Origin of the sequence: Paenibacillus endophyticus (genome assembly GCF_014192395.1) — a bacterium.
Lineage (GTDB): Bacteria > Bacillota > Bacilli > Paenibacillales > Paenibacillaceae > Pristimantibacillus > Pristimantibacillus endophyticus.
Genome location: NZ_JACHXW010000002.1, coordinates 432751 through 454340, shown reverse-complemented (window position 1 = coordinate 454340; position 21590 = coordinate 432751). Strand labels below are relative to the sequence as shown.

The following is a 21590-nucleotide window of genomic DNA, read 5'->3' as shown; positions in this document are numbered from 1 at the left end:
CGATGAAACAGGCATTGAAATGCATAATGGTTCTTATGGTGATGTGGGCATGCTTGCCGAGCTTAGTCTCGGCGCATGCCTACATTGCGCAATCGACCCCCTATTCGGATGCGGAGCTGACCGCGGCACCGCCGGCAATCCGACTTACTTTCACGGAAAAGATTGATACGAAGCTCAGCTATGTAACGCTGAAACGAATTGACAACGGTGCCGAGACTGCCGGCGTGTTAAGCGGCGATGCGGACATAACGCTTATTTATACCATTCCTAAGCTGACTGACGGCATTTATGAAGTGAGCTGGCAGGTGCTTTCGCTTGATTCCCACATTACGGACGGCTCTTTCCAATTCGCAGTCGGCACCAAGCTGGAGCATGCGAAGCCTGATGATACGGCCTCGCTGGACGGCGGCGGTAAAGGAAGCACGGATACGGGATCAGGCGATAGTCCGGCAGCAACAGTTAAGCCAGCTTCCACAGTTAAACCGAAGCCTACGGCAAAACCGAAGCCTACGGCAAAACCGAGCAGCACGCCTAAGCCGACAGCTGCAACGCCGCCTTCGGCAGCTGTGCAGGAAACGGATGCCACGACTGCCGTTCCTGTCGATTCGGAATCGGCCGCAAGCAGTCCGGCAGCAACTGAATTGCCAGCTGAGTTAGACGATGGGGATGAAGGGAGCGGGAGTGCGGGGGATGGAAGTGCCAGCACTCCTCCGGAAGATGAGGCGACTGAAGCTAAAGCTGGCGCGGAAAACCCGCCTTTGCAGGAAGCCGCGAGCGGCACCAGTGAGCACGGCGGCAGCAGCCATGCGGAAGCAGGCGAGCATGAGCATAAAGGCGGGCATGGCAGCATGGTCGCGCTGCGTGTGCTTGATATTTTGACAAGCGTGCTTTTGCTTGGCATTTTGTTTTTCCGATATGCAATGTGGCGAGAGGATGAGGCAAAGCCGCCTTTTGGTTTCTCCCTTCACGCCGAGCGGATCATTATTGCTGCGGCAGTTTTTGTCTGGGTCATTACAGGGTTAACGCGGTTATCCATGTTATCCGAGCAATTCGGCGGTGTTTCCCTCTATACGATTGCCAGCGGTTCCATGATCGGCAAAGTTGCGATACTCAGGCCAGCGCTGGCTCTTCTCCTGCTGCTGCTTGCTTTTGCCCCAAGCAAAGAACGAATATGGGCGAATCCCGTTAAGTTTGTTGCGGCGACTGCCCTAATTGCGAGCTTTCCATTAACGGGTCATGCTTACGCCTCATTAGTTGGTGCTTCGACTGCAATCGTGGCGCATGTCTTCCATATGGCGGCTGCGGCGATTTGGTTCGGCGGGCTTGCGGGTTTGTTCGCTTTGACCTTTGAGAAGAGGGCGGGGGAGCGTTTGAACGAAGCGGCTGTGCGTTTCTCCTCGTGGGCGCTGCCAAGCATGCTTCTCGTGCTGTTAAGCGGAATTTGGCTGGCTTCGGCGAGGCTGTCTGCATGGGGGGAGCTGTTCAGCACCGCATATGGCAAGCTGATCGTCGCGAAAACCTGTTTAATGCTGCTTGTGCTTGTTATCGCAGCGCTTCATATGTTTGTATTCATGCCGCGAATCTCTAAGCCGGAAGCAAGGAGGGGACTGCTAATCGGCATCCGGGCGGAGGTGCTGCTTGCGGTTGCATTGTTTGTCGCAGCCGGCTGGCTATCGTCAACCTCGCCGCCTGCGGAGAGTGCTTCGGCGCCGAGTGAGCCGATTTATTGGCATGTGATGGGTGATAAAGCGCATATGAGCATGCGTATTACAGACAATGAGCAGTCGAAAGAACAATCGGCGAGGCTTGATGTTTGGCTTCCCGAAGGCCAGGATGCGCCCGTGTCGGCCAAAGCAGTCGTCTCCGTTGACGGTATTAGCGGTCAACTGCCGATCCCGCTCAAGCTGCAGCCGCAAGTAGAGGAGCTGTTCGAATATCCCGGTTTTACCAAATACACGTACCGGGCAGCTGGGGCATTTATCGAAGCGAACCAGAATAGCTTAATCAAGATAGACATCGAGGATGGAGAAGGCAATAAATTTCATTACGAACGGTCATTCGGAGATGTGCATCAGCATCCTTAAAGGAGCGTTGGCGTAAGGCTTGACTTCATAAGAAGCATCTGCTAATGTCACCTTCAGGGAAAAGGCGGGTGTTAGCATGATCATCGGCATCGGACATGATTTATCTGAAATCGAGCGAATGGCTAAAGTGCTGAAGGGGAGCGCAGGCAAACGGTTTCTGGAACGCGTGCTCTCAGCGGGCGAACGCGATCTTGCAGCTGAATATTCCGGCGAGCGGCTTCATCAATTTACAGCGGGCCGTTTTGCAGCTAAAGAAGCTGTCGTGAAAGCATTTGGCTGCGGGATCGGGAAAGTAATAGGCTTTACGGATATTTCGATATTGCGTGGAAGCTGCGGCAAACCGGAATGCTTTCTTTCTGCTGGGGCGTGGGAACGCCTTGGCTTGGAGCAGGATGCCATGCGAATTCATGTGACGATTACGCATGAGCGGAAGCTGGCATCTGCTTTTGCGGTGGTAGAGAGGATAAGGGAGTAACCTTTTGCCTATACTTGGAATGTAATATACCAAGTCGGCTTGTCGAGAGGGGATCACCTGGCATGAAGGAGCAGCGTCATCAGAAGACGAAACGCCGTTTCAAGACGGGGCAATGGGTCGAGTACGAAGGCCTTTATACGGATGATTGGGGCGGTGACCTGGTACTGATGCAGGGCGATTTGTTTCCCTTGCATCCGCAGATGGGTGAAACGCACTGGACCTATGCGGGCCAGTCAGCCCTTCATTTCATGAATTCTCCCAAAATAAACGGTCACCACATCGGCTATTAGACGATAGCTATTAAAAAGGATACCGGAAGCGGCGCAGCTGCTTCGGTATCCTTATTTTTATTTCTTGCCTGCGAGCCATTCGGATAGACCTGCTATTTCTTCGGCACTCAAGCGTTCCTTAAAGGCTGGCATCGAGCCTTCGCCTTCTTCGATTTGCTGAGCAATATCCGCAGCGCTCATCCGGACTCCAACCTTGCGAAGATCGGTTGCAGGTCCAACTCTGCCTTGAAGTCCGGTGCCATGACAGCTTACGCAGTTGGCTTTGTACACGGAGACGACCTCGCCAGGTCCGTCAAGCGCATTTTTGTCGTCATCTGCTGATTTTTCACTGCTACCGCAGCCTGCTAAGGCGAGTACGAGCATAAAGGGAACAAAATAAGCAAAGGAGGCTTTCGAAATGTGGTGAATCATAAATAATATCATTCCTCTCAAAATTTCATAAATATGGAATTTATGGACTAATCAAGGTGGATTCACAAGACGTCCATATGAATTTGCAACATTAATTCGTATAATAGAGAAGCTAGTTAATAGTAACAATCACGTTTCCTTTATTATATCGCAATTTAAGTTACAGGAGAATTCATGAAACCGACAATAGATAGTATTTTACAAAACCAGCTGCATAAGCTCCAAGCCGAGGTTCTTATTAGCGCATATACAGACAGCATGCCAGGCTGGAACGAGCAGAGGTCAGAGCCGGACTTTTTTCGTTTCTGTTATTGCGAGAAAGGAAAAGCCTGGCTTGATATAGGAGAAGAAAAATATATCATTCAGCCGGGAACTCTTTATTTTTTGCCCGCAGGTACGCTACAATCATTTGGTACGGATGGCGCAGAACCGTTTGGCCGCTATTGGTGCCACTTCCGTCTGGAGCTCGGCGACGTGCAGGTTATCAATTCCTTGCAGCTGCCTCGGTTCATATATGTGGAGGAGAGGCATAAGATTAAGGCGTTGTTTACGAAGCTGGTAGAATGCCAGCAGATGCGCTCGATGACGAGGGAACTTCGGTTGAAGGCAATCTTGCTTGAGCTGCTAGCCATCTATCTGGATCAAAGCCATGCTCAGCGTGAAACGCTGCATGATTCCGGGGTCGAGATCAAGTGGAACGAGGTTCTTGCTTATATCGAAGCTAATTTGCATATGAATATTCAAGTAGAGGAGCTGGCGAAGTTCGCTTTCCTGCATCCGAATTATTTTATAACTTCTTTCAAAAGCATTATGGGCTGCTCGCCGATTCAATATGTCACTAATCGGCGTATTGCGCTTGCGAAGCAGCTGCTGATGGAAACAGATCTTCCAGTGGCGACGGTCGCTAAGCAGGTAGGCATGCAAAACCATTATTTATCGAGGCTGTTCAAAAGATATACAGGCATTACGCCGGTCCAATACAGACGAATCGGCAAGCATAACGGCAGTATTCGATTGAAGTCTGCCAATGCGACAATCGAGGAGGAAAACAGCTAGTGGAACAGAACGATATAAAAACGTTTTTTAGCACGGAGCTGCTTGGGTGGTACCGGCTTATTAAGCGTGATTTGCCATGGCGCATGAACAGGGATCCTTACCGGGTATGGGTATCGGAAATCATGCTGCAGCAGACGCGTGTAGATACCGTTATTCCCTACTATAATCAGTTTATGAGCAGATTTCCAACGGTAACCGCGCTTGCGGAGGCACCCGAGACCGAGGTGCTTAAGAGCTGGGAAGGGCTCGGCTATTATTCAAGGGCAAGGAATTTGCAAGCCGGCGCCAGAGAAGTGAAGGAACGCTACGGCGGAATCGTGCCTGACGATAAAGCTTCCGTTGCCGGCCTGAAAGGCGTAGGTCCTTATACGAGCGGGGCAATCATGAGTATTGCGTTCAATCGACCGGAGCCTGCAGTGGACGGCAATGTCATGCGGGTGCTCTCGCGTTATTTCTGCCTGGAGGACGATATTGCGAAGCCATCCACGCGTGTCGGCATTGAGAAGCTGGCCGTCTCTCTTATTCCCGAAGGGGCGGCGGGAGACTTTAACCAAGCGCTGATGGAGCTAGGCGCACTTGTATGCACGCCAAAGTCGCCAAGCTGCTTGCCTTGTCCTGTCATGGAGCATTGCGCGGCAAGGCTCTCCGGCAGGGAGACGGAATTGCCGATCAAGACGAAAGCGAAGCCGCCTCGTGCGGAATTCAGGACGGCAGCGATTGTGATGGGAAGCGGGGAGCAGGAGGGCAAGATACTCGTACGCCAGCGTCCGGAGACGGGGCTGCTTGCCCAGATGTGGGAGCTGCCTCATCTGCTGCTGCCGCCGGATAAAGCGAAGCTGCTGGCTGATACGGCGCCGAAGGAGCAAGGGGAGCTCGCTGAGATGATCAGCAGAATGCTTGAATCGGATACGAGCATGTTAATACGTCCGCGAAGCTGGTTCACGGATGCCGATCATATTTTCAGCCATATTCATTGGAAGATGCGGTTTTATTTGGCTGATTTAGGCGAGGAAGCAGGGGCGCTTGAAGCTGCCGCTGCGTCGGCAGGCAAGGGGAATGCCCTTGTTGCGGCTGAATCTACAGCTGAATATGCGGCTGATGCGCGCGCGGGACAAGCTGAAGCGTCGAGCATTTATCGCTGGATTGGCAAAGAAGATATGGAAACTTTGCCTTTCCCGAATTTATTTTTGCGGATTTTGAAGCAATTTTGGGCATAAAGGAATATAAGAGGCGGAGGAGAAGCTGATGGGCCAAATGCTTGAGCTGCTGCTGCAGCACAAGATCGTTGCGATACTAAGGGGAATTGAGGACCGACATGCGGATGCGGCCGGACAGGCTTTGATCGACGGCGGCATTCATATGATGGAAATTACGATGAATACGGAAGGCGCGGCGGTGATGATCGATCGTTGGCGTGCCAAATTCGGGACGAAGGCTGCGATTGGAGCGGGCACAGTAACAGACGTGGCGCTGGCTGAGCAGGCGGTTGCGGCAGGCGCGCAGTTTCTTATCTCTCCTAATTTGGACGAAGAAGTAATTGCATACGGCATTGAACGCGGCATCTCCGTTTGGCCGGGCGTCATGACGCCGACAGAGATTGTCAAGGCTTGGAAGGCGGGTGCCGAGGCTGTGAAGATATTCCCTATGGGGACGCTTGGCATCAGCTATTTGCAAGAAATACGCGGTCCGCTGAACACGATCCCGATGATGGCCACAGGCGGGGTAGATCTCCATAATATTGCTGATTATTTCAAAGCAGGAGCCAATGCCGTCGGAATGGGCGGCAAGCTCGTTAATTTGGAATGGATTCGCGAAGGGAAATTCGAGCAGGTCACAGAAAGAGCGCGGCAATTCGTAGAGGCCGTGCGTGAATTGTAGCGTAAAGGAGGCAGCCTTGTGGACGTTGTCTTAATCGTGATAATCGTATTTATACTGGTCATCGCCCTCATGTCCGTACTGGTCTGGCAAATGGGGGCTAAGAGCCAGACGCCGCGTAAGCTTGCGAATGGAGATTCTCCTGAGGTTGGGACGCGGTGGGAGAAGCACTCGTTCATGAGTCACGGCTCTAGGCTGGAAGGCTGGCTGCTGCAGCCGGCTAACGATGCATTGCTTGTAGCTGGACTTGCCCCGCTCGTCGTGATTGCCCATGGCTGGGGCTCTAACCGAACGCGGGTACTCCGCTATACAAGGCCGATCTATGAAGCGGGCTATTCGGTGTTTATGTATGACGCGCGAAGCCACGGAGACAGCGAGTCAATTGCGGCTCCATCAGCGCTTATGTTTCGCGATGACGTGCTGGCTGCCGTGGAAGCGGCAAGGCGCTTGCCCGGTATCGATACGAGGCGGATTGCGGTTATCGGCCATTCGCTTGGCGGCTTCGGAGCGCTTCTTGCGCTAGATCGGGGCTTGCGGGTAAGCTGCGTTATTACCGACTCTATGCCTGTTCGCTTCGAGACGATGATGAAGTCGGAGCTGCGGCGCAAAAAAATACCAATATTTCCGTTAGCCTATCTGATCCCGAGGATATGGCTTATTCGCGCAAAAATATCACTTTCGCAGTTCAAGGAAGCAGACATACCGAATGTTCTTTTGCGCCGAGCGGGAAAGGCCGGAGCTGGACGTACTCCTGTTTTGATGGTTCATGCGGAAGGCGATGATTTCATCAGCTCAGAGGATTTGAAGCATTTAAAGGATGAGCTGCCGGGAGGAATCGTAAGCATCTTGTTTGTAGCGGGTAACGGACATAGCCAATCGGAGCAGGATCCTGCTTTTTGGGAGAGTGTGCTGCCTTTCCTGCAAGAGTCAGTCATCAATGAGAACAAAAAGGAAGCCCGCGGCACGAGGCTGCAGGCTTCAAGAGAGAATATATAATAAAGGGGGGTCATGAATTCATTATATAAGCATAAGATGAAACCAAGCTGAGAGAAACATTACAGTTTCATTACATAGCTGTTAAGCCTAGTTGCTTAAAAAAAGCTTGCGATGCTATGCTTCAGGTATAGGAGCAATTGCCTCGCAATCCGTTTAGGAGGTTCGAATGCAGAGAGTAGGATCCAAACTAGTAGTGGTTGTTGTCATAATCGCTGCCGCATTCTGGCTAGATCTTAAGCTGGATTTGTTTCCCGCAGCGGCCGAGTCGGAAGAGGTGGCGACGATGGACGAGACGAACAAGCTGGAAGTGCTGGAGCTTGAGATCGCAAAACATTTTCAGGCACGATCAGAACGATTCTCGGTTACATATACGGGGGACAAGCAAGAGCTGTCTGATCAGATGACGGATGTCATACGTTTAGCGCTCAAACATGATGACTACTCCGCCTATATTCTTGAATCCTATATCTATACGATTCGAAGCTGGGGAAATAAATCGACAATCGCTCTCGAAGCAAGGTACCGCGAGACGCTCGAGCAGACCGCTGTCGTCGATCGAGAAGTAGCAAAGGCGCTGCAAACCATTATTGAGCCCGGCATGAATGACCATGAGAAAATAAAAGCTATCCATGATTGGATTGTGAGCCATGTGGAGTATGACCAATCGTTGTCCCATTACACAGCCTATCAAGCGGTTACAATAGGCGAAGCCGTATGCCAGGGCTATTCGCTGCTAGGCTATAAGATGCTTAAAGCGGCCGGGCTGACGGCGCTAATCGCTGAGGGCACGGTGAATACGGGAGAGCATGCGTGGAATATGGTGATGCTTGACAATGTATGGTACCATCTGGACTTTACATGGGATGACCCGGTTGGCATTAAAGCAGCGGACAAAGACGCTCTAACAAAAACGGCTAATCCTGAACAGTCCACAATTAGATACAATTATTATTTGCGGACAGACGAAGAGCTGAGGGCTGATCACCAATGGACGAAGCCGTACCCGTCCGCATCGGCATCATATGCAGATACGATAAGTGAGCTGGAGCAGCAAGGCCATTCCAGTGAACGCAGCCGCTTCGCTAAGCTGAAGCTGGCACTTGGCCTTCACTGGCTGGATCCTGAGTATACGGTATCTAGCGAGGATCAGCTTGCGCAGGTCATTCGAACGGCATTGGATACGAAGTCAGCCAGCGTGGCATTCCGTTATGAGCAAGGGGACCAATTTCCGGCGGCGCTAAAGGCAGCGTTCGAGCTAATCAACATAGCCGTAGGCTATCGTGCAAGTTATGAGCCCTATGCGGGAGACAAGTCGCTGCTGGTTCGCTTGCAGCTGGAATACAGCAAATAATGGCATCAGCGCAAAAACCTTCAACACCACTATAAAAGTGGGGCTGGAGGTTTTTTGAATTTCTATATGATGTGGAAAGTAAGAGGGAGCATTATCTGCTTATAACGTCTTCTAGGTCAGCCCAGTGGTTAGTTTGCAAGAGTATCTTATAAATTTAATCTACGTTCGTGCCAATGAACGCAGCGGAGCCGTACCAGATCGCGATATCCTTTTGCACGTTCAATGTTGAAGATGCCTCACGCATGTTCATGCGACTAGTGATAAGATCAGCAATCAGCTCCATGAGCCGTTCCGTAAAAACGGGAATACGCTTGGAAGCGAGCAGAACCTTATAAAAATTCGAGTTTTCCGCGATATGCTCAAGCAATTTGACGATGATTTGCATGCTAAATCCGGTTTGGTTATGAGCGTCCTTCAAGATGGCCTGCATTTCGTTAATCATGTCTTCAGCCAGGCTGTCAATCATATCTGGAATATCTCGATAATGAAGATAGAAGGTAACGCGATTAATCGTCGCTCGCTCCGCGATGCGATTCACGGTTATTTTCTCAAGCTCAAGCTCGTGAAGCAATTCAATAAATGCGTCTCTTATTAATTGGCGTGTACGAAGTACGCGCGAGTCTGTTCGTTGTGATTTTGTTGACAAGAGCAAGCACGTCCTTTCTATTCCAATGCGCTATGCGACAGATTCTGCGTAATTTGTAGATTATGTAATAGATAGACGACAAAGAAGTTGAAATCGTCAACTAATAAACATTTTTATAAAAGCTGTAGCTTGTGAACAATAGGATATGTGATTATAATTCTATTTACATCTAGTTCACTATACCACACACTGTAAATTAGTTGTAATTTGAATGCGAAAGGAATACGTAAAATGAGTAAAACGGCAACATTTGATAGTAGTACGATTAAGAAAGGCCCGCTTTTGTTTGTCATGATTTTGGGAGCATTCATTGCTATTCTGAATCAAACGATTATGAGCGTTGCTTTACCGGAGCTCATGGTTGAATTTGATATTTCAGCATCTACTGGTCAATGGCTGACCACCGGCTATATGCTGGTCAATGGCGTTCTGATTCCGATAACAGCGTTCCTCATGCAGCGATTTACGACACGTGAGCTGTTTCAAACATCCATGATTATTTTCCTCATTGGCAGCATTGTTTCAGCCTTTGCACCCGGGTTTGAAGTTTTGTTGACTGGCCGCTTGATTCAAGCAGCGGGGGCCGGGATTCTAATGCCGCTTCTCATGAATGTTATTCTGACTATCTATCCGCCTGAAAAGCGTGGAGCTGCTATGGGAATGGTGGGGCTGTCCATCATTTTTGCTCCTGCTGTTGGTCCTGCAATAGCTGGCTATATTTTGGAGCATTATTCATGGCGAGCTCTTTTCTATGGCATCATTCCTTTTGCCGTTCTTGTTATTGTGGTTGCTTTCGTATATTTAAAAAATGTTTCCGAACGTACCTATCCCAAAATCGATGCGTGGGGCGCTGTACTCTCAACAATCGGATTTGGTTTCCTTCTTTACGGATTCAGTAGTGCTGGCGCCAAGGGTTGGTCGAGCACGGAAGTTGTCCTGTCTATTGTAGTAGGCGTAGTGGCATTAATCCTGTTCACATGGCGACAACTGGTTATTAAAAGTCCGCTTCTTGATCTTAGGGCTTTCAAACACAACATGTTTACACTGACAACGTTAATCAACATTGCAGTTACGATGGTCATGTATGCTGATATGATGCTGCTTCCCTTGTATTTGCAAAACGCTCGTGGATACACGGCGTTGGAGTCCGGAATACTCATGCTCCCAGGCGCACTGTTAATGGGCTTGATGATGCCCGTGGCTGGGAAGCTGTTCGATAAGTTCGGAGCGAAATGGCTGTCTATTATCGGTATGGCCATTACAATTGTAACGACACTGGGATTCATTAATCTAACAGATTCTACGAGTTACACGTACCTAGTCCTCATGTCAACAGGAAGACGCTTAGGGATGGCGCTTTTCTTAATGCCAATCACAACGGCGGGCCTCAATCAATTGCCTTCAAGACTGAATGCGCATGGTACCGCTATTTCCAATACGATCAAGCAAGTGGCAGGCGGCGTAGGGACGGCATTGCTAGTCACGGTTATGACGACCAGAACCGAATCTCATCTCGTTGATCAAATGACGGCAAACGGAGTAGCGACAGCTTCTAAGGAACTTATAAAAGAGGCGTCAATTCAAGGAATCAACGATTCGTATTTAGTTATCGTCGGTATCGGAGTTGTTGGCCTGCTGCTTTCCTTCTTCATTAAGCGAGTAGGACAGGCAGAAGAAGAAACGGGAACAAAGGAAGTTCTTGTGAAACCGAAACCCGTTAGTGCAACTTAGGAAATATACGGGCAAGGTTATGCAGGAACACTTTTCATAAAATGGTTGAGCGCTCAAAAATGCATATTGAAGCATGAATGAAAGGCTGGAGAAGGATCTCCAGCCTTTTTTCTTCCCATTACATGCAATTCCAGCGATGCTATGTTTTTGAGTCGGTTATCCTGTTCATTCATAACAAGCAAGAGTCGCTTGCATTTCATTGATGTTGCTTGATTAGGTCGAATAGGATTCCATGGGACAGCCCGTCGTAAATATGTTTTCTTTTCATGCATAGGAGAACGGGTGTGCAAGCTGTGACATTCACAGCTTGCACACCCGTTTGATGTTCTATTCAAAAATGGGGGTTGATAGTTTTGCTTGGTTTGTTATTCGGCATTGTTTCTCGCTGCCGTCATTTGCTGCCAAACGGAGCCGGCAGCCTCCTCGCCGCGCTCGATCCGCTCAAGCGCCATTTGGGCTTGGAGCTGAATTTCGAATTCACTGTCCTTTGCTGCCTCGCGGAGCGCCTCGACAGCCGATTCGTCTCCAGCCTCGTACAGGAACCTCGCAGCCCGCCAGCGGACGAGCTTGTTTTTATCGCGCAGCGATTCAATCATCGGCAGCGTTGCTGCGGGATCGCCAATGTCCGATAGCGTATCGCCGGCGGTTCGCCTTACGGAAGTAGACGAGTCTCGGAGCGCAATGAACAGGTACGGGAGTGCTTCCGGAGCACGCAAATCGCCAAGATAAATGACGGCGAGCCTTCTGATCGATGTGTTCTCGTCCTTGATCGCTTCTGCGAGCAGAGGCAAGCCTTCGATTGCGGATATATATCTGTCCAGCGCGGCATAGCGTACCTGCCAGTCGGGAGATGCGAACTGAGCAGTGGCTTCCTCTAGCGTAAGCGGTGCGGGTCTAACGACAGCTGGCGCGGCGCCGTCCTCAATCCCTGATTGGCCTTGCTCGATCGCGGCTTGTACGAGCGTCTCTAGCCGCTCAGCCGAATAAGAGGCTTCAAGCTCTCGGACGATCTCTGCAGCGATCTCGTCAGGTTCGCCGTAGCGTACGCCGAATTCCTCCAGCTTGCGCTCCCGAATCATGCCTGAGCCGGCAGCGCGGCTTACGGCTTCGCCGAACTGGGCAGGCAAAGCAGAGCGTGCTTCCGTGTCGCCCATTCGTACGCGTACCTGCATCGGGATGCCCCGGTACATTTGGACGAGAACCTGTGCTTCGCCGTAGCTTGTAGCAGGTCCCTTAACGCCTGCCTGCTCTCCATCAGCGGCATCCTTCTGGAGCAGCTGGCCAGCCGCCGCAAGTATGGCCGCCCAATCCGCTCCCGGCTTGCGGTCCAGCGCGATAAAGTCAGCGGTACGGAATAAGCTGCGTACGCCATTGATTTGAAGCAGTTGCTGCAGCAGGCCCGGTGCTTCGCCTGCCTCGCTCGCCTTATACGTAAATCTGCGGCCGCGCGGAAGCGTCTCGTCCACGTTCAGCTTCATGGAATTCGGACTTGGCGTGGGCTCTATGGAAATCAATTTCATAAGGAAACCTCCTGAAAGGGTGATGGATTGGTCAATCGTTTCCAGCAATCGAGTAACATTTGCTGCGTCGAAAGCGTAGTCTTATGTGTAAAACCTATATAACCAAGTGTAACTGATTTTAGAAATGGATGCGAACGTTGAACGCATTCGGGTCGGAATTTTTATGCGGCAGGAGGCTTTACGTATAAATAACATATTTGCATTGTAAGCTGTCGCCTTGGTATCTTATAAAAACAAAACAATTTGCGGGGAGGGATGAACGGTTGAGGTTAAAACGATTTGCAAACATAGATCCGATTGAACAGCACACATCGTTGAAGCAATTCAAAAGATGGCGTCAAGAGCGCATTCGCAGGCTGAGAATGAAGGATTATTCATTCACCGTTCCGAATGTCGAGCCTGACATCGCATATTTGGAAGATAACCGAAAATGGCCTTCCCTCACTTGGGTGGGGCATTCGACCTTTTTCATACAGCTAGGCGGTTTGAATATTATGACGGACCCGGTCTGGTCCACCCAGATGGCTTTTCAAAAAAGGCTCTCGCCGCCGGGTATTCCAATCGACGATGTTCCGCCTGTCGATGTTGTCCTTATTTCGCATTCCCATTACGATCATTTGAATATCAATTCGCTCAGAAGGCTGATTGGAGGCAGGCAGCTGCTGGTTCCGGCAGGTCTAGGGGCTAAACTACGTAAAAAAGGTTTTATCCGCGTCCATGAGCTGCACTGGTGGGAATCCGTTATGATTAGCGGCGTCAAATTCACCTTTGTGCCATCCCAGCATTCCACGCGGCGCAGTCCCTGGGATACGAACAGCTCGCACTGGGGAGGCTTTGTCATTGAGCGTCCTGCGTCGCGCAGCGGCAAGCTTGCAAGCAGGCCTGCAGGCAGCGACGCTTCGATTGTGAAGGTCTCCTCGGCAAATGCTGAGGCCCGCGCTGAGACGGCCAGCGCAGCCCAGGAGGCTGATCGCTTGCACCCGTTCTTCAGCGGAGTGGCAGAGCAGGAGAGGCCTCAAGTGGCGGATTTCCCGACGATTTATTTCGCGGGAGACAGCGGCTACTTCCAAGGCTTCAAGGAAATTGGCAAAAGGTTTCCGATTGACGTAGCCTTGCTGCCGATCGGCGCCTATGAGCCTGAATGGTTTATGGCACCGCAGCATATTACGCCTGAGCAGGCGCTCCAAGCTTTCGATGATTTGTCTGCCAAATGGTTCGTGCCGATGCATTTCGGCGCGTTCAAGCTAGCCGATGATACGCCGCGCGAAGCGTTGGACCGGCTGGAAGCCGAACGCAGGAGCCGAAGCATCCCGGATGAGCGCATCGTTATTTTGCCGCTTGGCGAGACATGGCGATTGTCTGGGAAATAACAAACGCGAACAAATGCACGCCAAATTCGCGCAATGACGGCGGTAGAGAGACGGGTTATACTGTTCTAGAGCATAGATTGGCAATTGATGGCGAGAAAAGGTATGCTTGCATGCCCGAGGCAGAGCTTACGAAGCAAGGTTGCAAGCAAACCTAAGCTAATGCTTACGATGTGAGGTTTGCTAGCAAACCTATGCTAAAGCTTATAAAGTGAGGTTTGCAAGCAAACCTAAGCTAATGCTTACGATGTGAGGTTTGCAAGCAAACCTAAGCTAATGCTTACGATGTGAGGTTTGCAAGCAAACCTAAGCTAATGCTTACGATGTGAGGTTTGCAAGCAAACCTATAAGGAGGAGCAACAAATGAGTCAAGCAAACATACGCCTTGGCATTATCGGGGCAGGCGCGATCGGCAGCGTTCACATGCAGACTTTCAAAATGGTAGAAGGCATCGATGTCGTGGCAGTAACGGACGTTTACCTTCCCCTCGCCGAGCAAAGGGCTTCTGAGCACGGAATCGAGACTGTGCATGCTAGTCCGCAAGCGCTGCTTGAGGACCCGTCGATTGATGCCGTCGTCATTGGCGTGCCGAACAACTACCATGCTGCGCTTGCGATTGAAGCGCTTAAGCACGGCAAGCATGTTCTATTGGAGAAGCCGATGGCAATCAATTCGGATGCTGCGCGCGAGATCGTTGAAGAAGTGGAGAAATCAGGAAAAATTCTCATGATGTCGCATCAAATGCGCTGGAGCGGTCTAAGCCGGGCACTTAAGCAGCATATCGACAATGGAGATGTTGGACAAGTATACAACGCGAAAGCGGGCTGGTTCCGTAAAAAAGGCATTCCGGGCTGGGGATCATGGTTTACGCGCAAGGATCAGTCCGGAGGCGGGCCGCTTATCGATATTGGCGTTCATATGCTGGATTTATCCCTGTATCTAATGGGTAATCCGAAGCCTGTATCCGTGTACGGATCAACCTATGCAGAGTTCGGACCTAAGCGCGAGGGCATTGGCAACTGGGGAACGCCGAATTGGGACGGATACTATGATGTTGAGGATCTTGCTTCCGCACTGATCAAGCTCGATAACGGCGCAACCCTGTCATTGGAAGTCAGTTGGGCTGCACATGCGGCATTTCTTTCGGAGGAGCCTTTCATTCACCTTATGGGAACGCAAGGCGGCGTCGCGATCGTAGGTAAATACGGCAAGTACGTAACGCATGCTGAAACGGGCGTTGCCGAAAGCGATATTGAACCTCTGGACGGCGAAGAGGATCGGATTCTGATGAGCCGCCACTTCGTAGAATGTATCCGGGAGGGCAAACAGCCGATTACATCCGCTCTTTCCGGTTATACCAATAACCGTATTCTAGACGCGATTTACGAATCATCCCGTACGGGCAACGAAGTCAAGCTGAACTGGGACTAAACCAGCGACATTGCGCCTTAAGACGATGATTGCTATGCGTTAGCCCTCGTAGAAGCTTGCTGTCCGCAGAAAGCTTCTACGAGGGCTTTTTACGCATGCAGCCTCTTAGAAATAACATTTAACAACAAGCGAACCCTGTGAAAAGGCCGTGACAAAGGCAAAAGAGGGTTCGGTTTCCGAGCATACTGTGGTATAATGGTTCGATATAAACTGATTTTGTAGTGAAGGACGGGATTAAACGAATGATTAGTACAAGTGGCATAACGCTCCGTTACGGGAAGCGGGCGCTTTTTGAAGATGTAAGCATTAAGTTTACGCCAGGCAACTGTTACGGCTTGATTGGCGCGAATGGCGCCGGCAAATCGACTTTTCTCAAAATATTATCCGGTGAAGTAGAGCAATCGCACGGAGAAGTGCATATAACGCCGGGCGAACGGCTTGCCGTTCTGAAGCAGAACCATTACGAGTACGATGAGTCAGTCGTTCTTGAGACGGTTATGATGGGGCATAAGCGTTTGTATGAAGTCATGAAGGAGAAGGACGCGCTGTATGCGAAAGCGGACTTCACGGATGAGGACGGCATGCGCGCAGGCGAGCTGGAAGCTGATTTTGCAGACATGAACGGTTGGGAAGCTGAATCGGAAGCGGCTGAGATGCTGAATGGCCTTGGCATCACACCTGATCTGCATGACAAGAAAATGGCAGAGCTTAGCGGTAACGAGAAGGTACGCGTATTGCTTGCTCAAGCTTTGTTCGGCGCACCGAACATTCTATTGCTCGATGAGCCTACCAACCACTTGGACATCGAGTCCATTCGCTGGCTTGAGGATTTCCTTGCCGACTATGAAGGCACTGTTGTCGTTGTCAGCCATGACAGGCATTTCCTGAATACGGTATGTACGCACATTGCGGACATTGACTTCGGCAAAATCCAAATGTACGTCGGCAACTACGACTTCTGGTACGAGTCGAGCCAGCTTGCTTTGCAGCTGATGCGCGGCGAGAACAAGAAGAAGGAAGACAAAATCAAAGAGCTTCAAGCGTTTATTCAGCGCTTTAGCGCGAACAAATCGAAAGCGAAGCAGGCAACTTCAAGACAGAAGCTGCTTGAGAAGATCTCGCTTGACGATATTCGTCCGTCGAATCGCAAATATCCGTTCATCCTCTTCAAAGGCGAGCGCGAGGCAGGCAAGCAACTGCTGCTTGTAGACGGTTTGACCAAAACGATTGACGGCGAGAAAGTAATCGACAATCTTACTATTGCACTTAACAAAGGTGATAAGGTAGCATTTGTTGGACCGAACAGCTTGCCTAAAACGCTGCTTTTCCAACTGCTTGTTGGCGAAGTAGAAGCGGATGCAGGCAGCTACTCATGGGGCGTAACGACTTCACAGGCTTATTTCCCTAAAGACAACTCCCCTTATTTCGACGGCGTTGATCTAAACTTGGTGGAATGGCTTCGCCAGTATTCAAAGGATCCGGATGAGACGTTCATTCGCGGCTTCCTTGGACGTATGCTGTTCTCCGGCGACGATGCGATGAAGAAAGCTAGCGTGTTGTCCGGGGGCGAGAAGGTTCGCTGCATGCTGTCTAAGATGATGCTTGAGGGCGCTAACGTGTTTATTCTCGATGAGCCAACCAATCACTTGGATCTCGAATCGATCACAGCGCTTAATAATGGCTTGACGGATACAGATTGCACGATTCTCTTCACCTCGCATGACCATCAGTTCGTACAAACGATCGCTAACCGAATCGTTGAAATTACGCCAAATGGCGTAATCGATCGGATGATGACCTATGACGAGTATCTGGAGAGCGCGGAAGTAAAAGCGCTTCGCGAACGCATGTACGCGGTATAAGCTGCTATAGTTAAGAGAGCTTGCCTGTGAGGTTCACCTCACGGGCGAGCTCTCTTTTTTGAAATATAGGAAAGTATATGATTTCGCCATCCTTTCTCTATATTTCTCGGTATGAAACGCGCTGCGCCGCCAAAGGACGGCGACAGCCGTTTCACCTTGGTTCAGAAAACATAGATAATAGCGATAGTTGGTCTAGTGTTGCCATGAGCTATGGCGAAGTTTGCGGCGTGATGCAGAACTTTCTATTATCCGCTTGGGAGGATGGTATCGACATGACTTGGTCTTCAAGTGAGGTCATCCAAGATCATCATTTTGGAAGCGGCGGGCAATAGGAGTGAAGGTCCATCAATCGTTGAATGAAGAAGAGAGCGGCTTCCGTATGAAGCGCGCTCTCTTTTGTTAAGCGGACAAGCCCATGTAAATTTTTGTTGCAAAGCGGGATTTTTGGGACTATACTATCGTTGAAAAGGTTTTCAGAAAAGGTTTTCAGAAAAGGTTTTCAGAAAGCCCTTCCATGAATGTGTGCGGATAGATTGAGAATGTGTTTGTTTACTCCAAACCATCCTAATGAGCAAGAAGGACGTGCAACTATGAAATCGACCATACGAGATGTAGCGAAGTATGCCAATGTATCGATTAGTACGGTATCGAGAGTCATGAATGCACCTGATACTGTGGTCGAAGAAAAGCGTGTGAAAGTATTGGAAGCGATCGAGGTGCTGCAGTATCAGCCAAACGGGTTCGCTCGCGGCCTAATATACAAAAAGTCCGATACGCTAGGTGTGATGATACCGGATATCGAGAACCCCTATTATGCAGGACTCATTCGGGGAATGCAGGACGCTGCTGTCATGCTCAACCATAGCTTGATGATATGCAATACAGACCGAGATAAGAAGCGGACAATCGCATACGTTCAGACGTTTTTTGAGAAGCAGGTTGACGGCATCATATTCACTAGCGACTCGCTGCACGAGGAGTACTACGAGGAAATGCAGCGTTATCGTCTGCCTTTCGTGCTGGCTTCCACGAATGCGCCTGAATATGACATCCCCTCCGTTGATATTGACGATGAGCAGGGTGCATATGAAGCGGTAAAGCATTTAATCGAATTGGGACATCGCCGCATTGGCATGATCAGCTTCCCGCTCGGGCATACGATCTCCGGTGAACCGCGTTATGCCGGATACAAGAAAGCGCTGCTAGAGTTTGGAATTGTCCATAATACGGATGAAATTGAGTTTGCTGAGCATCGATTCGAGCATGCATACGAGGCGTCTGAACGGCTTTTCGCCCGTTGTTCTGAGCTTACGGCTATATTTGCCGCATCAGATGAATTCGCAATGGGGGTCATTTCTTATTTGCGGGATCATGGGAAATCAGTGCCTGACCGAATGTCCGTCATCGGCTTTGACAACATTCGCATGGCGCAGATGTTTATTCCCAAGCTGACAACGATTGATCAACCGACCTATGATATCGGCTATCGCTCAGTAGAGAAGCTGCATGAACTGATTACGAACGGCGAGGTTGCCGTTTTGAGAGAAAAGCTACCTCATCAGCTTGTGATAAGAGAATCGACTAGAATGATTTAATACAATAAGTGCTTAATCGTTAAAAGGCTGTTAGCAGCTTTCGAAGCGAGCACTGCCCGGAAATCATGAAAAGCTTTTCAAGCATAATGAAAACGATTGCTTTTCAGAATACCTAACGCAGCTGGAATAATGGGCATAAAAAAAGTCTGAATTGGCATTTTAAAGGAGGTGAGGCAAGCGACGAAAGAATAGCGTTTTTTGATGTTTCGAAAAGGCCATGAAGGTTTAAGGTAATTACTGGATTGTTTAAATAAGAAAGGATGAGGTCTATGTACGCGAAAAACACAAAGAAAGCATTGACTGCCTTTATTCTGTTGATCGTACTTGCCATGGCAATAACGGCTTGCGGAGGGAAAAACAATGTAAATAACGGGGCAAATACGCCAACGGAAAAGCCAGATGCAACTGCTGATGATGGGAATACAGATACGAATGGCGGAGACAGTGCACTTGCCCAAGCGATGAACGGTGATTTCAAAGGCAAAAAAGTAACGATGTTCGGTCCGTTTACGGATGCTGATGAAGTGAAATTCACGGAAAGCATCAAAGCGTTTGAAGAGAAAACGGGAATTGATATTGCATATGAAGGCTCAAAAGAGTTCGAAGCGACAATTTCTGTCCGTGTAAACGGCGGCAATGCGCCAGATATTGCAGACTTTCCTCAACCAGGCCTATTGAAGGGATTTGTAGAGGCAGGCAAAGTCGTTGACGTGAAATCATTTTTGAACGATGACTATTTAAAGAAGCAGTACAATCAAAGCTGGCTGGATATGGCTACGATGAAAGGCTCTAGCGGCGACGTTATGGCAGGCGTATGGGCGCGGAGCAGCGTGAAGAGCTTGGTATGGTATAACAAAAAAGCTTTTGCAGACGCGGGCTATACGGTTCCAAAAACATGGGCAGAGCTTATGACGCTGACGGATCAAATCGCAAAAGACGGCGATCCTGCCTGGAGTATTGGCATTGAGAGCGGTACTGCGACAGGCTGGCCTGCAACAGACTGGATGGAAGATATTATGCTCCGTACAACCACACCGGAAAACTATGATAAATGGTTAACCGGCGAGCTTCCGTTCACCGATCCGATTGTGAAAAATGCCGCGGAAAAAATGGCTGAAATTTGGTTCAATGAAGATTATGTCTACGGCGGCCGGAAGTCGATCGCTACGACTTCTTTCGGTGATGCGGTTAAACCGCTCTTCGACAACCCGCCAAAGGCGTGGCTTCACCGTCAAGCCGGCTTCATTACAAGCTTCTTCCCAGAAGGCTTGACGGCTGATGATTATGATTGGTTCCCACTGCCTGCAATTGATGAGCAGTACGGCCAGCCTGCTTTAATTTCTGGCGATATCTACGCTATGTTCAATGACCGTCCAGAGGTTCGCGCAGTGCTTGAGTTTTTCACTACTGGCGAATCCCTCAAAACGTGGATTCAAACAGGAGGCGTAACGGCGCCGATGAACGACGCAGATGCTTCATGGTATCCGAATGATCAAGAACGCAGAATGGCTGAGTTTATAAAAACAGCGGATACGATCCGTTTCGATGGCTCCGACTTGATGCCGGGTTCAGTTGGCGCAGGCACGTTCTGGAAAGGGATGACTGACTGGGTAAGCGGAACAGTTGATCTCGACACGGCATTGAAAGAAATTCAAGCAGGCTATAAAAAATAAATCGTATGTGATACAGCGGGGAGGCGCTCGCTGAAAAGCGAGTGCCTTAACCAATCAATAAATTTATTGAAAGGTTTGCTACGCAAACCCAAGCTATTGCTTACGAAGTCAGGTTTGCTTCGCAAACCTTGGAGGAGGACTCATATGGAACTGCAAGCTCGAAAAGGCAATGCTCTGCGTTTGCTCTTGATATCGGTATTGGTGCCAGCCTTGAATATTGCCATTCACTGGGGCATCTTTTTATTCTTCCGCGACTCCAGCCTTCCGCCTGTATTCAATGCGGTGCTGGCTGTTCTTTGGGGGGCGCTAGGCATCTATTCCATTTACTACTCCTTCAACTGGGTAGTAGAGCAATATCCCGATCAATGGAAGCGAAGAATATTGCCTTTTGTATTTGTTGGTCCGGCGGTGCTGCTGCTAGGCTGGCTGCTCGTTTTTCCAACTCTTAGGACTTTATATTTAAGCTTTTTTGATGCCGGGTCGGTTAACTTTGTTGGATTCGCCAACTATGTTGCCGTATTTACAGATCGGCTTCTCCTAATGGCTCTTCGCAACAATCTGCTATGGGTATTTTTCGGCACGCTGGCATGCGTAAGCTTAGGCTTGCTCATAGCCATATTGGCTGACCGCAGCAGCTTCGAGAAGCTGGCTAAAGGATTGATCTTTATGCCTATGGCGATCTCGTTTGTCGCTGCAGGCGTAATCTGGAAATTCATTTATTACTATCAGCCCGGTACGGAGCAGATTGGCCTTTTGAATGCCATTGTCGTGAAGTTCGGCGGCGAGCCGCAGGCATGGCTCAGTATGATACAGCCGTGGAACAATCTGTTTCTGATCGCGATCCTCATTTGGATGCAAACGGGTTTTGCCATGGTTATTTTCTCGGCTGCGATTAAGAGCATCCCGGAGGATACGCTGGAAGCAGCAAGGATGGACGGCGCAGGCGAGGTTCGAATTTTCTTCAAAATCATGATTCCGTACATCTCGGGAACACTGCTGTCCGTGACGACTACGATTATTGTTTTTACACTCAAAATATTCGATGTGGTAATGATTATGACCGGCGGACAATATGAAACAGATGTCGTTGCCACACAGTTTTACCGCCAGCTCTTCATGTATCAAAATGCCGGCTACGGCTCAACTTTAGCTATCGTATTGCTAATCGCGGTTATTCCGGTTATTATCGTCAACCTGCGTCAGTTCCGTAGAGAGGGGGGATTCTAG

General features: G+C 49.7%; 18 protein-coding genes. 15 read left to right on the top strand and 3 right to left on the bottom strand.

Features of this window, described 5'->3' with window-relative positions; genetic code table 11:
- The first annotated feature begins 2 nt into the window (after positions 1–2).
- From FHS16_RS04715 to FHS16_RS04705, 3 genes are all read left to right on the top strand, one after another.
- Positions 3–2084, top strand: coding sequence for a CopD family protein (locus FHS16_RS04715; RefSeq protein WP_183559341.1), 2082 nt, complete (start codon positions 3–5; stop codon positions 2082–2084).
- Between the two features lie 76 nt (positions 2085–2160).
- Positions 2161–2559, top strand: a complete 399-nt coding sequence (gene acpS, locus FHS16_RS04710; RefSeq protein WP_183559339.1) for a holo-ACP synthase — start codon at positions 2161–2163, stop codon at positions 2557–2559.
- 62 nt (positions 2560–2621) lie between these two features.
- The gene (locus FHS16_RS04705; RefSeq protein WP_183559337.1) at positions 2622–2849 is read left to right on the top strand and encodes a hypothetical protein; all 228 of its coding nucleotides are present in this window, start codon (positions 2622–2624) and stop codon (positions 2847–2849) included.
- A gap of 57 nt (positions 2850–2906) precedes the next feature.
- On the opposite strand, the gene FHS16_RS04700 is transcribed toward FHS16_RS04705, so the two are convergent.
- On the bottom strand, positions 2907–3260 hold the full coding sequence (locus tag FHS16_RS04700; protein ID WP_183559335.1) for a c-type cytochrome: 354 nt from the start codon (positions 3258–3260) through the stop codon (positions 2907–2909).
- A 174-nt stretch (positions 3261–3434) separates the two neighbouring features.
- On the opposite strand from FHS16_RS04700, the gene FHS16_RS04695 reads away from it, so the two are divergent.
- The 5 genes from FHS16_RS04695 (at position 3435) to FHS16_RS04675 (ending at position 8538) form a co-directional block, all read left to right on the top strand.
- Positions 3435–4316, top strand: coding sequence for a helix-turn-helix transcriptional regulator (locus FHS16_RS04695; protein WP_183559333.1), 882 nt, complete (start codon positions 3435–3437; stop codon positions 4314–4316).
- A complete protein-coding gene (gene mutY / locus FHS16_RS04690; protein ID WP_183559331.1) occupies positions 4316–5533 on the top strand; it encodes an A/G-specific adenine glycosylase in 1218 nt (405 codons plus the stop codon). The genes FHS16_RS04695 and mutY overlap by 1 nt, the downstream gene beginning before the upstream one ends.
- 28 nt (positions 5534–5561) lie before the next feature.
- Positions 5562–6194, top strand: a complete 633-nt coding sequence (locus FHS16_RS04685; protein WP_183559329.1) for a bifunctional 4-hydroxy-2-oxoglutarate aldolase/2-dehydro-3-deoxy-phosphogluconate aldolase — start codon at positions 5562–5564, stop codon at positions 6192–6194.
- Between the two features lie 18 nt (positions 6195–6212).
- The gene (locus FHS16_RS04680; protein ID WP_183559327.1) at positions 6213–7187 is read left to right on the top strand and encodes an alpha/beta hydrolase; all 975 of its coding nucleotides are present in this window, start codon (positions 6213–6215) and stop codon (positions 7185–7187) included.
- A 166-nt stretch (positions 7188–7353) separates the two neighbouring features.
- Positions 7354–8538, top strand: coding sequence for a transglutaminase domain-containing protein (locus tag FHS16_RS04675; RefSeq protein WP_183559325.1), 1185 nt, complete (start codon positions 7354–7356; stop codon positions 8536–8538).
- A 154-nt stretch (positions 8539–8692) separates the two neighbouring features.
- Here the strand turns inward: FHS16_RS04675 and FHS16_RS04670 are convergent, their stop codons facing one another.
- Positions 8693–9184: a TetR/AcrR family transcriptional regulator gene (locus FHS16_RS04670; RefSeq protein ID WP_246431591.1), complete on the bottom strand. Its 492-nt coding sequence runs from the start codon at positions 9182–9184 to the stop codon at positions 8693–8695.
- A 231-nt stretch (positions 9185–9415) separates the two neighbouring features.
- Here FHS16_RS04670 and FHS16_RS04665 point away from each other — a divergent pair, with 231 nt between their 5' ends.
- The gene (locus FHS16_RS04665; protein WP_183559321.1) at positions 9416–10915 is read left to right on the top strand and encodes a DHA2 family efflux MFS transporter permease subunit; all 1500 of its coding nucleotides are present in this window, start codon (positions 9416–9418) and stop codon (positions 10913–10915) included.
- A 365-nt stretch (positions 10916–11280) separates the two neighbouring features.
- Here the strand turns inward: FHS16_RS04665 and FHS16_RS04660 are convergent, their stop codons facing one another.
- A complete protein-coding gene (locus FHS16_RS04660; protein ID WP_183559319.1) occupies positions 11281–12435 on the bottom strand; it encodes a virulence factor in 1155 nt (384 codons plus the stop codon).
- Between the two features lie 263 nt (positions 12436–12698).
- On the opposite strand from FHS16_RS04660, the gene FHS16_RS04655 reads away from it, so the two are divergent.
- The 6 genes from FHS16_RS04655 to FHS16_RS04630 all read left to right on the top strand — a co-directional run bounded on the left by FHS16_RS04655 (position 12699) and on the right by FHS16_RS04630 (position 21590).
- Entirely contained in the window at positions 12699–13805 is a 1107-nt protein-coding gene (locus tag FHS16_RS04655; protein WP_183559317.1) for an MBL fold metallo-hydrolase, read from the top strand.
- Between the two features lie 360 nt (positions 13806–14165).
- Positions 14166–15233 (top strand): Gfo/Idh/MocA family protein, encoded by a 1068-nt coding sequence (locus tag FHS16_RS04650; RefSeq protein ID WP_183559315.1) that lies wholly within the window; start codon positions 14166–14168, stop codon positions 15231–15233.
- A 242-nt stretch (positions 15234–15475) separates the two neighbouring features.
- Complete coding sequence (locus FHS16_RS04645) at positions 15476–17095, top strand: ABC-F family ATP-binding cassette domain-containing protein (RefSeq protein ID WP_183559312.1); 1620 nt, start codon at positions 15476–15478, stop codon at positions 17093–17095.
- A gap of 590 nt (positions 17096–17685) precedes the next feature.
- A complete protein-coding gene (locus FHS16_RS04640; RefSeq protein ID WP_183559310.1) occupies positions 17686–18690 on the top strand; it encodes a LacI family DNA-binding transcriptional regulator in 1005 nt (334 codons plus the stop codon).
- A 269-nt stretch (positions 18691–18959) separates the two neighbouring features.
- Complete coding sequence (locus FHS16_RS04635; protein ID WP_183559308.1) at positions 18960–20363, top strand: ABC transporter substrate-binding protein; 1404 nt, start codon at positions 18960–18962, stop codon at positions 20361–20363.
- 144 nt (positions 20364–20507) lie between these two features.
- Positions 20508–21590: a carbohydrate ABC transporter permease gene (locus tag FHS16_RS04630; RefSeq protein ID WP_183559306.1), complete on the top strand. Its 1083-nt coding sequence runs from the start codon at positions 20508–20510 to the stop codon at positions 21588–21590.

Excerpts from the sequence above, each read along its gene's own strand:
- FHS16_RS04715 (WP_183559341.1), top strand. The coding sequence starts at position 3 with ATGAAACAGGCATTGAAATGCATAATGGTTCTTATGGTGATGTGGGCA.
- acpS (WP_183559339.1), top strand. The coding sequence starts at position 2,161 with ATGATCATCGGCATCGGACATGATTTATCTGAAATCGAGCGAATGGCT.
- FHS16_RS04705 (WP_183559337.1), top strand. The coding sequence starts at position 2,622 with ATGAAGGAGCAGCGTCATCAGAAGACGAAACGCCGTTTCAAGACGGGG.
- FHS16_RS04700 (WP_183559335.1), bottom strand. The coding sequence starts at position 3,260 with ATGATTCACCACATTTCGAAAGCCTCCTTTGCTTATTTTGTTCCCTTT.
- FHS16_RS04695 (WP_183559333.1), top strand. The coding sequence starts at position 3,435 with ATGAAACCGACAATAGATAGTATTTTACAAAACCAGCTGCATAAGCTC.
- FHS16_RS04685 (WP_183559329.1), top strand. The coding sequence starts at position 5,562 with ATGGGCCAAATGCTTGAGCTGCTGCTGCAGCACAAGATCGTTGCGATA.
- FHS16_RS04675 (WP_183559325.1), top strand. The coding sequence starts at position 7,354 with ATGCAGAGAGTAGGATCCAAACTAGTAGTGGTTGTTGTCATAATCGCT.
- FHS16_RS04665 (WP_183559321.1), top strand. The coding sequence starts at position 9,416 with ATGAGTAAAACGGCAACATTTGATAGTAGTACGATTAAGAAAGGCCCG.
- FHS16_RS04660 (WP_183559319.1), bottom strand. The coding sequence starts at position 12,435 with ATGAAATTGATTTCCATAGAGCCCACGCCAAGTCCGAATTCCATGAAG.
- FHS16_RS04650 (WP_183559315.1), top strand. The coding sequence starts at position 14,166 with ATGAGTCAAGCAAACATACGCCTTGGCATTATCGGGGCAGGCGCGATC.
- FHS16_RS04645 (WP_183559312.1), top strand. The coding sequence starts at position 15,476 with ATGATTAGTACAAGTGGCATAACGCTCCGTTACGGGAAGCGGGCGCTT.
- FHS16_RS04640 (WP_183559310.1), top strand. The coding sequence starts at position 17,686 with ATGAAATCGACCATACGAGATGTAGCGAAGTATGCCAATGTATCGATT.
- FHS16_RS04635 (WP_183559308.1), top strand. The coding sequence starts at position 18,960 with ATGTACGCGAAAAACACAAAGAAAGCATTGACTGCCTTTATTCTGTTG.
- FHS16_RS04630 (WP_183559306.1), top strand. The coding sequence starts at position 20,508 with ATGGAACTGCAAGCTCGAAAAGGCAATGCTCTGCGTTTGCTCTTGATA.